General features: G+C 69.4%; 13 protein-coding genes. 10 read left to right on the forward strand and 3 right to left on the reverse strand.

Annotated features, from left to right (window positions below; translation table 11 throughout):
* A partial coding sequence (locus tag H5J26_RS21445; protein ID WP_181767552.1) for a PucR family transcriptional regulator ligand-binding domain-containing protein occupies positions 1-1,091 on the reverse strand: 1,091 nt, incomplete at its 3' end.
* A gap of 210 nt (positions 1,092-1,301) precedes the next feature.
* On the opposite strand from H5J26_RS21445, the gene H5J26_RS21450 reads away from it, so the two are divergent.
* The 8 genes from H5J26_RS21450 to H5J26_RS21485 all read left to right on the forward strand — a co-directional run bounded on the left by H5J26_RS21450 (position 1,302) and on the right by H5J26_RS21485 (position 10,261).
* Positions 1,302-2,213, forward strand: coding sequence for an FAD binding domain-containing protein (locus H5J26_RS21450; protein WP_181767553.1), 912 nt, complete (start codon positions 1,302-1,304; stop codon positions 2,211-2,213).
* A complete protein-coding gene (locus H5J26_RS21455) occupies positions 2,204-2,782 on the forward strand; it encodes a (2Fe-2S)-binding protein (RefSeq protein WP_181767554.1) in 579 nt (192 codons plus the stop codon). The genes H5J26_RS21450 and H5J26_RS21455 overlap by 10 nt, the downstream gene beginning before the upstream one ends.
* Entirely contained in the window at positions 2,782-5,184 is a 2,403-nt protein-coding gene (pucD, locus tag H5J26_RS21460; protein WP_181767555.1) for a xanthine dehydrogenase subunit D, read from the forward strand. The genes H5J26_RS21455 and pucD overlap by 1 nt, the downstream gene beginning before the upstream one ends.
* A gap of 133 nt (positions 5,185-5,317) precedes the next feature.
* On the forward strand, positions 5,318-6,799 hold the full coding sequence (locus tag H5J26_RS21465; RefSeq protein WP_181767556.1) for an NCS2 family permease: 1,482 nt from the start codon (positions 5,318-5,320) through the stop codon (positions 6,797-6,799).
* Positions 6,800-6,857: 58 nt separating this feature from the next.
* Entirely contained in the window at positions 6,858-8,060 is a 1,203-nt protein-coding gene (locus H5J26_RS21470) for an XdhC family protein (RefSeq protein ID WP_181767557.1), read from the forward strand.
* A gap of 142 nt (positions 8,061-8,202) precedes the next feature.
* Entirely contained in the window at positions 8,203-8,649 is a 447-nt protein-coding gene (locus tag H5J26_RS21475; RefSeq protein WP_181767558.1) for a hypothetical protein, read from the forward strand.
* Complete coding sequence (locus H5J26_RS21480) at positions 8,649-9,782, forward strand: DUF6973 domain-containing protein (protein WP_181767559.1); 1,134 nt, start codon at positions 8,649-8,651, stop codon at positions 9,780-9,782. The genes H5J26_RS21475 and H5J26_RS21480 overlap by 1 nt, the downstream gene beginning before the upstream one ends.
* Positions 9,783-9,970: 188 nt before the next feature.
* Positions 9,971-10,261: a hypothetical protein gene (locus H5J26_RS21485; RefSeq protein WP_181767560.1), complete on the forward strand. Its 291-nt coding sequence runs from the start codon at positions 9,971-9,973 to the stop codon at positions 10,259-10,261.
* A gap of 79 nt (positions 10,262-10,340) precedes the next feature.
* On the opposite strand, the gene H5J26_RS21490 is transcribed toward H5J26_RS21485, so the two are convergent.
* A complete protein-coding gene (locus H5J26_RS21490; RefSeq protein ID WP_181767561.1) occupies positions 10,341-11,273 on the reverse strand; it encodes an endonuclease/exonuclease/phosphatase family protein in 933 nt (310 codons plus the stop codon).
* A 402-nt stretch (positions 11,274-11,675) separates the two neighbouring features.
* Here H5J26_RS21490 and H5J26_RS21495 point away from each other — a divergent pair, with 402 nt between their 5' ends.
* The gene (locus H5J26_RS21495) at positions 11,676-12,089 is read left to right on the forward strand and encodes a YciI family protein (RefSeq protein ID WP_181767562.1); all 414 of its coding nucleotides are present in this window, start codon (positions 11,676-11,678) and stop codon (positions 12,087-12,089) included.
* A gap of 126 nt (positions 12,090-12,215) precedes the next feature.
* Positions 12,216-12,608 carry a hypothetical protein gene (locus H5J26_RS21500; RefSeq protein ID WP_181767563.1) on the forward strand — a complete coding sequence of 131 codons (393 nt, stop codon included), beginning with the start codon at positions 12,216-12,218 and terminating at the stop codon, positions 12,606-12,608.
* A 33-nt stretch (positions 12,609-12,641) separates the two neighbouring features.
* On the opposite strand, the gene H5J26_RS21505 is transcribed toward H5J26_RS21500, so the two are convergent.
* Positions 12,642-13,190 (reverse strand): RNA 2'-phosphotransferase, encoded by a 549-nt coding sequence (locus H5J26_RS21505; RefSeq protein ID WP_181767564.1) that lies wholly within the window; start codon positions 13,188-13,190, stop codon positions 12,642-12,644.
* Positions 13,191-13,355: the final 165 nt, after the last annotated feature.

Raw genomic sequence — 13,355 nt, forward strand, 5'->3', positions numbered from 1 at the left:
CCGGCTCCGGTGGTGCGGGGGTCGAGCAGGATCTGCTCCAGCAGGGACCGGCACTCGGCGCCGCGAGAGGACCCGCCGTCCAGCCGGGCGACGACGACCTGCCAGTGCGGGGCGCTGCCCAGCCCCGGCAGCAGCACGGGCGAGGCGACGCGCAGCCGGGCGGCTATCTCCGGGGGAGGGGCACCGGCCTGTACGAGTTCCAGAACCTCGACCACGAGCCGGCGCCGCACCGTCCTTGCCGCGTCGCGGCGTTCACGTTCGACGGCTATCAGCTGAGTGACTCCGTGGACGAGGTCGAGCCGCTCGGCGGGCCAGTCGCCCGCGTCGTCCTGCACCGCCAGGAACCAGTCGGAGAGGGCGGAGTCACGGGCCGGCCCCGTGCTCTGCACCGGGAAGAGGGAGTAGACGACGCCGCCCACCGCGGCCCGGTGAGGGCCGGGCCGCTCCGTGCGCACCGCCGTCAGATGCTCGCCCGCCAGCCGGGACCGCACCTCCGGGGGCAGCGTGCCTCTGCCCGCGTCCGTCTCACCTTCCCCGCCGGTGACGGCGACCGCAGCTCCGCCGCCCGCCACCGCGTGACCGGTCACGGACAGCACCCAGGCGCGCAGGTCCAGGTCCGAGCCGAGCAGGTCCAGCACGACGTCGGGGCCGCCGCCCGCCGGGCCCGTCGACATCATGCGCCGGTGCCGCTCGACCACGGCCGCCAGGTCTCCGGCGCGCTCCGTGGAGACCTGCCGGAGCACGTGCTCCGTGACGGTCGCGAAGGCGACGTCCTCGCTCACCGCGAAGAGCGGCAGCCTGTGCCGGGTGCAGGCCGCGACGAGGTCCTCCGGGACCATGCCCAGCTCGGCGTCCCCCGCCGCGAGCCCGGCCACTCCGGCGTCGGCGAGGATGCGGACGAAGGGCTCGGAGTCCTCCTCCGCCCGGTACCAGGCGAGCCCCGTGAGGACCAGCTCCTCCCCGGATAGGTAGCGGCCCGGATCGCGCAGGTCGGTGGTCATGACGCCGCGCACCGTACGGTCCAGCTCGTCCCGTCCGGTCAGGATTCGCAGCCCCAGCGAGGGGGTGTCCAGGAGTGCGCGCAGCCGCATGTCGTTCGCCGCCGTTCTGCGTGTGGTCGATACACCCGTCGAATACCGCGAGTGCTGTGCACTCCGGCGTTCGTGTGAATCTACAAGAGAGGGGTGGAGAGCAGGCAATAGCTTCATGGTTTCGGTGACTGCCCGTGGTGGGGCATGCATCGGTGTACTGAGTCGACATCGCGTGCACTTCGGCGATCCGAAGCGAATAGAGATGAGCCCATGGAGTTCCTGCGCCCCGCCAGCTGGGAGGAAGCGCTCGCCGCCAAGGCCGAGCACCCCACCGCTGTGCCCATCGCCGGCGGCACGGACGTGATGGTCGAGATCAACTTCGACCAGCGTCGTCCGGAGCAGCTGCTGGACCTGAACCGCATCACAGAACTGCACGAGTGGGAGGTCGGTGAGGAGCAGGTGATGCTCGGCGCCTCCGTCCCGTACACCCGGATCATCGAGAACCTGCGCACCGAACTGCCGGGACTCGCGCTCGCCGGACACACGGTCGGTTCGCCGCAGATCCGCAACCGGGGGAGCGTCGGCGGGAACCTCGGCGCCGCCTCTCCCGCGGGCGACTCCCACCCGCCGCTGCTGACGGCGGGTGCCGAGGTCGAGGCGGAGTCGGTCCGCGGATCGCGCCGCATCCCGGTCGAGGACTTCTTCACCGGCGTGAAGCGGAACGCCCTCGCCGAAGACGAGTTGATCAAACGGATCCACATCGACAAGGCGAGCGGGCCGCAGCAGTTCTCCAAGGTCGGCACCCGCAACGCCATGGTCATCGCCGTGTGCGGCTTCTCGGTCGCACTGCACCCGGAGCGCCGCATCGTGAAGGCCGCCGTCGGCTCCGCCGCACCCACCCCGTTCCGGGCGACGGCCGCCGAGGACTTCCTGACGGCGGCTCTCGACGAGGCAGGCCTGTGGGAGAGCGGCGGCGCGATCCCGCTCTCCGTGGCCCGGCAGTTCGCCGAGCTGTGCTCCGCGTCCTGCAACCCCATCGACGACGTACGCGGCTCCGCCGCCTACCGCCGGCACGCGGTCGGCGTCATGGCTCGCCGGACGCTGAGCTGGGTCTGGGACGGCTACCGCAGCACCGGCGGCAACGGCGCACGCAACGACGAGGGAGGCTCCCGATGCGCGTGACATTCACCGTCAACGGACGGCGGCACGAGGCGGACGACGTGTGGGAGGGGGAGTCCCTGCTGTACGTCCTGCGTGAGCGCATGGGTCTGCCCGGTTCCAAGAACGCCTGCGAGCAGGGTGAGTGCGGCTCGTGCACCGTCCGGCTCGACGGCGAGTCGGTGTGCGCCTGCCTGGTCGCGGCAGGCCAGGTCGAAGGACGTGACGTCGTCACCGTCGAAGGGCTCGCCGACCAGGCGAGCCGGCGGGCGACCGACGGCCGGGGGACCACGGCGGCGGACGAGCAGCGCTGGGCGCCCCAGCCCGCCGCGGACGCCGGGGTGCCGCTCTCGCCCGTGCAGCAGGCGTTCATCGACGCGGGCGCCGTCCAGTGCGGCTTCTGCACCCCCGGACTGCTGGTGGCCGCCGACGAACTGATCGAGCACAACTCACGGCCGTCCGACGGCGACATCCGCGAGGCACTGTCCGGCAACCTGTGCCGCTGCACCGGCTACGAGAAGATCCTCGACGCGGTGCGGCTGGCGGCGGCGCGTACGGACCAGTCGGAAGCCCAGCAGGGAGAGGCAGTCTGATGGCCGGAGCCACCCGCGTCCCCACCACGATCACGCAGGGCACCACCACCAAGGGCGGCATCGGCGAGTCGACGCTGCGCCCCGACGGCACGCTCAAGGTCACCGGCGAATTCGCCTACTCCTCCGACCTGTGGCACGAGGACATGCTGTGGGGCTGCACGCTGCGCAGCCCGTACTCGCACGCCGAGATCCGCTCGGTCGACGTCTCCGAGGCGCTGAAGACGCCCGGCGTCTACAGCGTCATGACGCACGACGACCTGCCCGCCGAGACGAACTTCGGGCTCGAGATCCACGACCAGCCGGTGCTGGCGAAGGACCGGGTCCGCTACCACGGCGAGGCGGTGGCGATCGTCGCTGCCGACCACCCCGAGACCGCGCGCCGCGCGGCGGCCAAGATCCGCGTCGAGTACGCCGAACTCCCGCCCGTGCACGACGAGATGAGCGCGACGGGCCCGGACGCGCCCGTGCTGCATCCCGGGCGCGACGACCATCACGCACCCCATGTGGCGCACCCGAACATCGTCCACCGTCAGCCCATCGTGCGCGGCGACGTCGCGGCCGCCAGGGAGCGCGCCGACGTCGTCGTAAGGCACGACTACGAAGTGGGCATGCAGGACCAGGCGTTCCTCGGCCCCGAGTCCGGGCTGGCCGTCCCGGCGGAGGACGGCGGCATCGACCTCTACATCGCCACCCAGTGGCTGCACGTCGACCGCGACCAACTCGCCCCGGTCCTGGGCCTGCCCGCCGACAAGGTGCGGCTGACGCTCTCCGGGGTCGGCGGCGCCTTCGGCGCCCGCGAGGACATGTCGATGCAGGCGCACGCGTGCCTGCTGGCGATGGCGACCGGCAAGCCGGTGAAGATCGTCTACAACCGCTACGAGTCCTTCTTCGGGCACGTGCACCGCCACCCCGCGAAGCTCACCTACGAGCACGGCGCCACCCGCGACGGCAAGTTGCTGTACATGACCTGCCGCATCGTGCTGGACGGCGGCGCGTACGCATCCTCCTCGCCGGCCGTCGTCGGCAACGCCGCCTCGCTGAGCGTCGGTCCGTACGTCGTGGACAACGTCGACATCGAGGCGCTGGCGCTCTACACCAACAACCCGCCCTGCGGCGCCATGCGCGGGTTCGGGGCGGTACAGGCCTGCTTCGCCTACGAGGCGCAGATGGACCGCCTCGCCGAAGAACTGGGCATGGACCCGGTCGAGTTGCGGCAGAAGAACGCCATGTCGCAGGGCGCGCTGCTGCCCACGGGCCAGCAGGTCGACTCCCCCGCTCCCGTCTCCGAGATCCTGCGCCGGGTCAAGGCGATGCCGATGCCGCCGGAGAAGCAGTGGCAGAGCTCCGACGCCACGAGAGGCGGCACGGACGTCGACGTACGGGCGCTGCCCGGCGGGCTGTCCAACACCACGCACGGCGAAGGCGTGGTGCGCGGCGTGGGTTACGCCGTCGGCATCAAGAACGTCGGATTCTCCGAAGGCTTCGACGACTACTCCACCGCCCGCGTCCGGCTGGAAGTGGCGGGCGGTGAAGCCGTCGCCATGGTGCACACCGCGATGGCCGAGGTCGGCCAGGGCGGCGTCACGGTGCACGCGCAGATCGCCCGTACCGAACTGGGCGTTTCAGGTGTCACCATCCACCCGGCCGACACCCAGGTCGGCTCCGCCGGCTCGACCTCCGCCTCCCGTCAGACCTACATGACGGGCGGAGCGGTGAAGAAGTCCTGCGAAGCCGTACGCGAGAGGGTCCTCCAGCTGGGCCGGGAGCGGTTCGCGAGCCACCACCCGGCGTGGACCGGCGGCGGTGAACTCCTGCTCGAGGGCGGCAAGGTCGTGACCGGCAGCGGCGAGGTCGTCGCGGCTCTGGTCGACGTGCTGGGCGACGAAGTCGTCGAGGAGGAGCTGGAGTTCAGGCACCGGCCCACCGAAGCGTTCGACCTGAAGACAGGACAGGGCTTCGGCCATGTCCAGTACTCCTTCGCCGCGCACCGTGCCGTCGTCGAGGTCGACACCGAACTCGGCCTGGTCAAGGTCGTGGAACTGGCCTGCGCGCAGGACGTGGGCAAAGCCCTCAACCCGCTCTCGACCGTCGGCCAGATCCAGGGCGGTACGACGCAGGGCCTGGGCCTGGCCGTCATGGAGGAGATCCTCGTCGACCCCGACGGAAAGGTGCGCAACCCCTCCTTCACCGACTATCTGATCCCCACCATCCTCGACACCCCGACCATCCCCGTGGATGTCCTGGAACTCGCCGACGAGCACGCCCCGTACGGGCTGCGCGGTGTCGGCGAAGCGCCGACGCTCTCCTCCACCCCGGCAGTCGTCGCCGCGATCCGCAACGCGACCGGTCTCGCCCTCAAAAGGGTCCCGGTACGCCCTGAGCATCTGACAGGCACGTCCTGACCGGCTGACCGCCGGTTCACTCTCTCGTCTCGGGCCGTCCCCCGGGTCGTGCATCCCAAATCCCCGCGGTGCGTACGTGCGTGCGCGCGTGCGCACTTCGGGGGGCCCCTCCGAAACTTGGGAGCTCGTACCCATGACCCAACAGCAGACACAGGAACAGGCGACGTCCGAAGGGCCCGTGCCCCGGGCGTCCACACCCGGCGGACGGTCCCTGCTCGACCGGTACTTCCGCATATCCGAGCGGGAGAGCACCGTCGCGCGCGAGATGCGCGGCGGTGTCACCACCTTCATGGCGATGGCGTACATCGTCCTGCTCAACCCCGTGATCCTCTCCGTCCCCGACGCGGCGGGGGCGACCCTCGACGGCGGCCAGGTCACCACGGCCACCGCGTTCGCGGCAGCGGTCACCACCCTCGTGATGGGGCTGCTCGGCAACGTCCCGCTGGCGCTTGCCGCCGGGCTCAGCGTCTCGGCGGTGCTCGCCTTCCAGGTGGCGCCCGAGATGACGTGGCCGAACGCGTTCGGGATGTGCGTCGTCTACGGCGCCGTGATCATCCTGCTCGTCGTGACGGGCCTGCGACGGCTGATCATGGACGCGATCCCGGCGCCCATGAAGCACGCCATCACCATGGGCATCGGTCTCTTCGTCACCCTCATCGGGCTCGTGCAGGCCGGGTTCGTCACGAGCATGCCCGGTCCCGGCGGAGTCGCCGGCGCCAAGCCCCTCCAGCTCGGTACGCACGACATGCTCACCGGCTGGCCTGTCGTGTGCTTCTCCTTCACCGTGCTGCTCGTCTTCGCGCTGCAGGTGCGCAAGGTTCCCGGCGCCATCCTCATCGGCATCGTCGGAGGCACCGTCGTGGCGGGCGTCGTGCACCACTTCGCCGGTCTGTCCAAGCAGGACTGGGGCGGCCGGAACGCGCCGGAGATCGCCGGGAGCGTGGTGAGCACCCCCGACTTCGGACTGTTCGGACACGTCTCCTTCGACGGCATCACCGACGTGGGGACGGTCACCGTCGGCGTCATCGTCTTCACGCTGGTCCTGGCCGGCTTCTTCGACGCCATCGGCACCATCATCGGCATCGGCCAGCAAGCGGGGCTCGCCGGGGACGACGGGCGCATGCCCGGTCTGAACAAGGCACTGGCGATCGACGGTGCGGGCGGCGTGGCCGGCGGCATCGCGGGAGCATCCGGGCAGACCGTCTTCGTGGAGTCGACGGCGGGGGTGGGCGACGGAGCGCGCACGGGCCTGGCCAGCGTCGTCACCGGACTCGGCTTCTCGCTCTGCCTGTTCTTCACGCCGCTGGCGCAGGTCATCCCGACACAGGTCGCGGCGGCGGCGCTCGTCGTCATCGGGTCGATGATGATGACGAACGCCCGGCACATCGACTGGAGCGACCCGGCGACCACCGTGCCGGTCTTCCTGACGACGGTGCTGATGCCCTTCACGTACTCGATCACCGCCGGTATCGCCGCAGGCAGCATCTCCTACGTCCTGATCAAGGCGGCGCAGGGAAGGTGGCGGGAGCCGGGAGCGTTGATGTGGGGGCTGGCGGGAGTCTTCCTCGTCTACTTCGCCCTCAGTCCCCTTGAGGGGCTGCTGGGCGTGAAGTAGACGGCCCGCCGCGTAGGCTCGCAAGCCGCAGGTCATGCATGCCGTGAGGAGTTTTCCGATGCTGGACGTCGCCGTCGAACTGCACCGCTGGTGCGAGGAGGGGCGTGACTTCGCCGTCGCCACAGTGGTGGGCGTGAGCGGCAGCGCGCCGCGGCAGCCCGGTGCCGCGCTCGCCGTCGACGCCGACGGCGAGGCGGTCGGCAGCGTCTCCGGCGGATGCGTCGAGGGCGCCGTCTACGAGCTGTGCCAGGAGTCGATGGCGTCCGGGCGCACCGTGCTCGAACGCTTCGGCTACAGCGACGAGGACGCCTTCGCCGTCGGGCTCACCTGCGGCGGGGTCATCGACATCCTGGTCACGCCCGTACGCGCGGGCTCGCCCGCACGTGCGACGTTCGCCGCCGCGGTGTCCGCCGCGGCGCAGAGCCGTGCGGTCGCGCTCACCCGTGTCGTCGAGGGGCCGGAGGATCTGCTGGGCGGTGCGCTGTACGTACCGGCCGAGGGCGATCCCTCCGGCACCCTCGGCGGTTCCGCCGGGCTGGACGCCACGGCCGTCGCCGAGACCCGCGCCCTGCTGGACGCGGGCCGCACGGGCACGGTGGACACCTGGGCGGAGGGCGGCCCTCCCGGTACGGGCGGGCACGCCGCCTCCGGCGACGACGGCGGCACCGGCGACCTGTGCGGTCCTCCGGTGAAGCTGCTGGTCGAATCCAGCGCTCCGCCACCGCGGATGCTGGTCTTCGGCGCGATCGACTTCGCCGGCGCGCTGGCACGCACCGGCGCCTTCCTCGGCTACCGGGTGACGGTCTGCGACGCGCGCCCGGTCTTCGCGACCGGCGCCCGCTTCCCCGACGCCGACGAGGTCGTCGTCGAATGGCCCCACCGCTACCTGGACTCCCAGGAGTTGGACGCCCGCACGGTCGTGTGCGTCCTGACGCATGACGCCAAGTTCGATGTGCCGCTGCTGGAACGGGCGTTGCGGCTGCCCATCGCCTACGTCGGCGCCATGGGCTCCCGGCGGACCCATCTGGCACGGCTCGGCCAGCTCCGCGACGCGGGTCTGACCGAGCTGGAACTGGCACGCCTGCACTCGCCGATCGGGCTCGACCTCGGCGCCCGTACGCCTCAGGAGACGGCGCTGTCCATCGCCGCGGAGATCGTCGCCGTACGGCACGGCGGCACCGGCGTCCCGCTGACGGGCGCTCACACCCCGATCCACCACGACACGTCGGCAGCCGCGGGGCGGATCGGCGAGGTGGCGTAGGCGCGCTCCGCGGCTTGGCCCTGCCGACCCGGCTCAGTGTTTTGGCCTCCAGTAAATGGATGCATGCAAGTCGTCGCTTCTTGGTACGGTCGCTGTGCCGACCTGTTGTCTGAGTCGGCGTCACCGGGGGGTGTTGGACAACATGTCGTTCGACAACGAATGGGCCCAGCTCAAGGCCCGAGCAGACACACGGCGCGGCACGCACACACAGCTCAACCAATTGGCTCCCGATCCTGGAGGCAGCACACCGCAGGGCGACCTGAAGGTGAGCCAGACGGAGTTAGCCGCAATCGGCGACGCAGCGTTCAGATTGCACCAGGACTTGGACAGGGACGGCGATCACGCACGCGTAAGCAGCTTCAAGGCGGCGTCTTCACTGGAGAAGGATTTCGCCGTCGGTCGTGCGCTCGACTTCGTGGCTACCCGATGGGTGGACCAACAGCGCTCACTCCTGGATGCGTGTGCCCACATTTCCAATCATCTTGATTACACCAAGCACGCTCACAAGGGCGAGGAGGAGTATCTCGCCACCATCTTCAGCAAGATCTCAACTCTCGAGCATGGCTTCGACAAGGGGGCGGATCGCTGATGAACCTCGAAGCTCTGCGAGACGGGAACTTCGCGATGCTCGGTGAAGCCGTCACCGACTGGGATCAGATGGTGGGCAAGCTGAAGCGTCTGCAGGCCCGTGCGGAGAACGAGCTGGACGGGAAGGCAAGGAAGGCGAGCTGGGCCGGTCTCAATGCAACCGTGACCCGGGAGTTCGTAACCAAGACGGCTAAGGAGTTCGAGGACGCGGTCTCCCAAGCCCGTTCTGTCCGAAACATACTCCGGGACGTCCGTCAGGAACTCATCAGCCACCGCGAGAACTTGAGGGAGGAGCTGACCCGAGCACGGAAGAAGGGGATCGAGGTCATCGACACCGGCGGGGGAAAATTCTTGGTCACCGGCCAATGCCGGGCGGGCGAGACTCCGCCGACTCAGACCGAGCTCGACGCTGTCAAAGACGAGCTCACCGGCATCCTGAAAAAGGCCACAGAATCTGACGACGATGCGGCGAAAGCGCTGCGGGGATTGTCGAATCTGTCCAAGCTGGGTTTCTCCGACGCACCTGTCATCAAAGATCGTGAACACGCTGTCGATTCCGTGAACGCTGCAAAGATCCGGCAGCAGGGAATCGAATTGGAGAAACAGTACAAGAAGGATACGAAGTGGCCGTACGAGTGGGACGAGAACGGAGAGCACCCCCGCTGGGGCGACTCTGATTACACCGGAAAGGTGGGCTGGGCCGAGCGTGATCTGATGGAAAGCCGACCCCTGGAGGGTGCCGACTACCTCTCGATATCCAAATGGGCCTCGGAGACGGCAGCGGAAGAAAAAGAGAAGAACCCGGACATCGACGAGAACGCTTTCCGCCATACTATATGGCAGGCCAAGCTGACCTACTCCATGGGAGAAGAGAAGGCGGAGCTCTGGGCGGATGCTCATGAGGCGTATCACCCCAGGACAGCGCACGCCGACCACATGGCCGACCTGGTGAACAACGTCCACGGGAGACAATTGGGCCGCGATACGCTGGACGAAGTTCCGTATCGCCCGGCGGGTATGGCGGGGCCAGGATCATCACCCGAGGCGGAGGATCGCATCCTCAGGGAGGCTCGGCGGTATGCCCAGTCCGATGAATTCGCACACCCGAAACACTTCGAGGGGTTTGACAGGTGAGATTGCACGGAAGTGGATGTGCGTGAATGAGTAGCGGACCTCGCCCCATATATGTTGCTCTGGGTTCCATCGCTGTCCTGGTCGTCTTGTTGGGCGTGTATGCGTATAACGCCATGTTCTCGGACGTACGGCCGGACCCCAGCAGGTCGGATGTCGTCGGAGCATGGCAGAGCGGAAAAGGGGGAGAGATGGAGTTTCAGCGGGACGGAGAATTCTCCGCGACTGACATTTCGCTGAGTTACGCCTGTGACCCCGAAAGCGTCCGGCCCGACGGTGAACGGGTGTCGGGTACGGGCCGCTGGGAGATGGGTGCCTTCCCGGACGAAGGGCTTGGTGCGCACATCACCTTCAGGCCGAAGGACGGCCGCCCTGTGCGTAGTTGCGAGATCTGGACGTCATTCGTCGGCACGGACTCCCTGTCCAGGATGTCTCTGCACCACGACGACGGGACGGACGAGGTCTACGAGCGCTCCCGGTAGCCGTCCGCCCGTCGCCGCCGGAGCGGGAGGTGGAGAGAAGCCCGTCGCCGGTCGGATCGGCCGGACCGGGCTTCGCTACTCAGAACAGCTTCACATCCGCGAGGACCGCGATGTGATCCGTGCCCTCCAGCTCCAGGAACTGTGCCTCCACGGCCGTCATCGGGTCGCTGACGAGCACGTGGTCGATCTGTGCCCCCATCGGGAGCAGCCTCGTGTGCGGCCAGGTCGGGGTGCGGGACTGGCCTGTGAGCCGGGCCGAGTCGTTCATGCCGGTCTCGAGGATCTCGCGGAAGGCGGCGTGGTCCTGGGAGGCGTTGAAGTCACCGGCGATGATGGTGGGCGTGTCACCGCGCGAAGCCCCGTACGCGCGCAGCCTGTCGAGCTCCTCGCGCCAGGTCTCCAGCGTCTCGGGTGTCGGCGGCATCGGATGAGCCACCTGCACCCGCACGTCATGGCCGTGGACGTCGGCGACCGCACCCGGCATGGCCAGCAGGCCCTTCACGGTGGTCTCGTCCCGGAGCGGATACACACTCAGGAGCGCCGACCCCGCGGCGCCTTCGGCCTCGATGATGTGCCGGTACGGATAGGCCTTGCGCATCGAGCGCCGGTACAGCGACTCCGCGCACACCCTGTCGCACTCCTGCACCGCGACGATCTGCGGCCGTTCTCTGCGCAGCGTCTCCACGAGGGCGTCGGTCCCGCCGCCCAGGAGCACATTGGCCGTCAGCACACGGAAGCGTGCCTTGCCTGTGCGCTGGGCTGCGCCGTCGGGGGCGTCCGGACCGGCGGGCAGCGTGTATCCGACGGTCGCCATCAGCACGGCGATGGCCCACATGGCGAGGAGGACGCGGCGCGTGAGCACGGAGTAGAGCAGCGCCAGCCACCCCGGGACCAGGAACCAGGGGAGGAAGGCGAGGAGTTGGGCGATCGGTGTGGGCCCGTCGTCGTCCATGCCGCGCACCACGATCGGCACGCTCAGTGCGGCCAGCACCAGCGCCACGAGCGGCGACATGCCCTTCTTGCGCGGACGCCGCGGCCCACCGCCACGACGGCCGCGCTCGTGGCGGGACGGCGTGGGCCTCGCGGTGGTCCGGGGCGGCTGCCTCGTCACCGTGCCACGGCCGCCGCCCCGCTTCACGCGCTGGTTTCGGTCCCCCGTCAACACGTCTTTGATACTGCCTCATGGGCATCGTCCGCGCCCGGCCGAACGCCCGATCTTCGCGACGTCCGCGCACTTCCCGACGAGACCTGACCGTCCTCGTCGCGGGGTCGTCAAGACACATCCGAATTGCGTGCTGCTTTCCCGCCCCGCGTGAAGATCCGGTCACCATGTCGATGAATTCCGGTGTCCTCGGCGGTCTTCACCGGAGACGTTCCCGACGGCCGGGAGCAAGGGAGAGAGGCGAGGACCGCCATGAAGTACATGCTGATGCTCCAGGGGAGCCAGGCCGAATACGAAGCCATGGGAGCCGACACGTCCTCGGGCGCTCCCGTCTGGACAGAGGAGGACCTGCGGGCGATGGTCCAGTTCATGCAGAAGCTGAACGAGGACCTGGCCGCCTCGGGTGAGCTCGTCGACGGGCAGGGCCTCACGGAGCCGTCGAAGGCGGGATTCGTCACGGCCGGAGAGGACGGCCGTCCGGTCCTCTCCGACGAGAAGTACGGCGTGGACCAGCAAGTCCTGGCGGGCTACTGGCTGCTGGAGTGCGAGAGCTTCGAACGGGCGACCGAGATCGCTGCCCGCGTCCACCAGTGTCCGGGGCCTCAGGGGGCGTCGAACCCTCCGGTGATCGTCCGGCCCGTCGCTGAGGGGCCGCCCGCCGGATAAGACGTGTCCGGGGTGCGGTGAGGCTGCGTCGGGCCGACCGGACACACCGTCACCGCTCGCCCGACTAGGGTCTGAGGCACACGAGCAGTCCGTCACCAGCGCCGGGACACCTGGCAAGGAGGACAGATGCCCCTGGAGACCGTGGGCGAGGAGATGGAGCGGCTGGAGTCCGAACGCCGGCGCTACGAGCTGATGTTGGCCGCGACTCCCGAGTCCGAGAGGGACCGGCGTGCCCATCTCCAGGAGTGGGTGGACCGCCGCACCGCCCGGATCGACCACATGCACGACCGGCGTCCCCTCGGGCGCTGGTTCCAGTTCACGCTGGTCAGCGGTGCCGCCGTCTGCGCTTGGGGCTCCTGGGCCGTCGCGTCGTTCTGGCCGGGCATGGCCCTCGCCGGACTCGCCCTGTTCCTCACGGTCTCCCTCAGGACGGGCTTCCTGGCGCGCCTGACACGGAAGGCGGCCAGGAAGCTGACCCGGCGGACCCACTGGGAGAAGGCACCGCGAACCGGGCTGTGACCCTCTGCCGCACGACCCCCTGACGGTGCCGGTTCAGCGGTCGTCCCGCAGGTACTGGGGCGGCACCGCGTCGACCAGCCACACCCCGTTCTCGCTCACCCGGAACGTGTGCCCGTCGCGGTGCATCGCCCCGGCCTCCACGGGCAGCACCACCGGACGTCCGCGCCGGGCGCCCACGCGTTCCGCGGTCTCGCGGTCGGGGGAGAGATGTACGGCGTGACGGTTCATCGGCCGCAGCCCCTCTGTGCGGATCGCGGCGAGGAAGCGGTCGATCGTCCCGTGGAAGAGCTGTTCGGGCGGCGCCGTCGCAGGCAGCTCCAGATCCACCGTCACCGAATGCCCCTGGCTCGCGCGGATCCGGTCCGAGTCCTCGTCCAGTATGTACCGCCGCTTGTCGTTGGTGGCGACGACCACCTCCAACTCCGCGCGGCTGAAGGAGAATCCGTGCCCGGCGGCGGCCGTCAGCAAGTCCTCGACGCCGACCCATCCCTGAGCGTCCAGCACGATGCCGATCCGCTCCGGCTCGTGCCGCAGGTGCTTGGCGAGGTACTTGGAGATCTTCACTGTGCGTTGTCTGTCCACGGGGCCAGCGTGCCGTGCGCCGGGAGCCGGGGCACCTGGATTTCCCGCGTACGGGCTCGCCGCGCACCCGAACACCCGTGCCGGAGGCCTCAGTTGTCCGGGCCTGTCGGTGGTTGTCAGAGGTGCCGGCGATTTCAGGGTTCGGCTCGCCCCGCCGGTCGCCCC

It is taken from the genome of Streptomyces albidus (ex Kaewkla and Franco 2022), assembly GCF_013870515.1.
Classification (GTDB): Bacteria; Actinomycetota; Actinomycetes; order Streptomycetales; family Streptomycetaceae; genus Streptomyces; species Streptomyces albidus.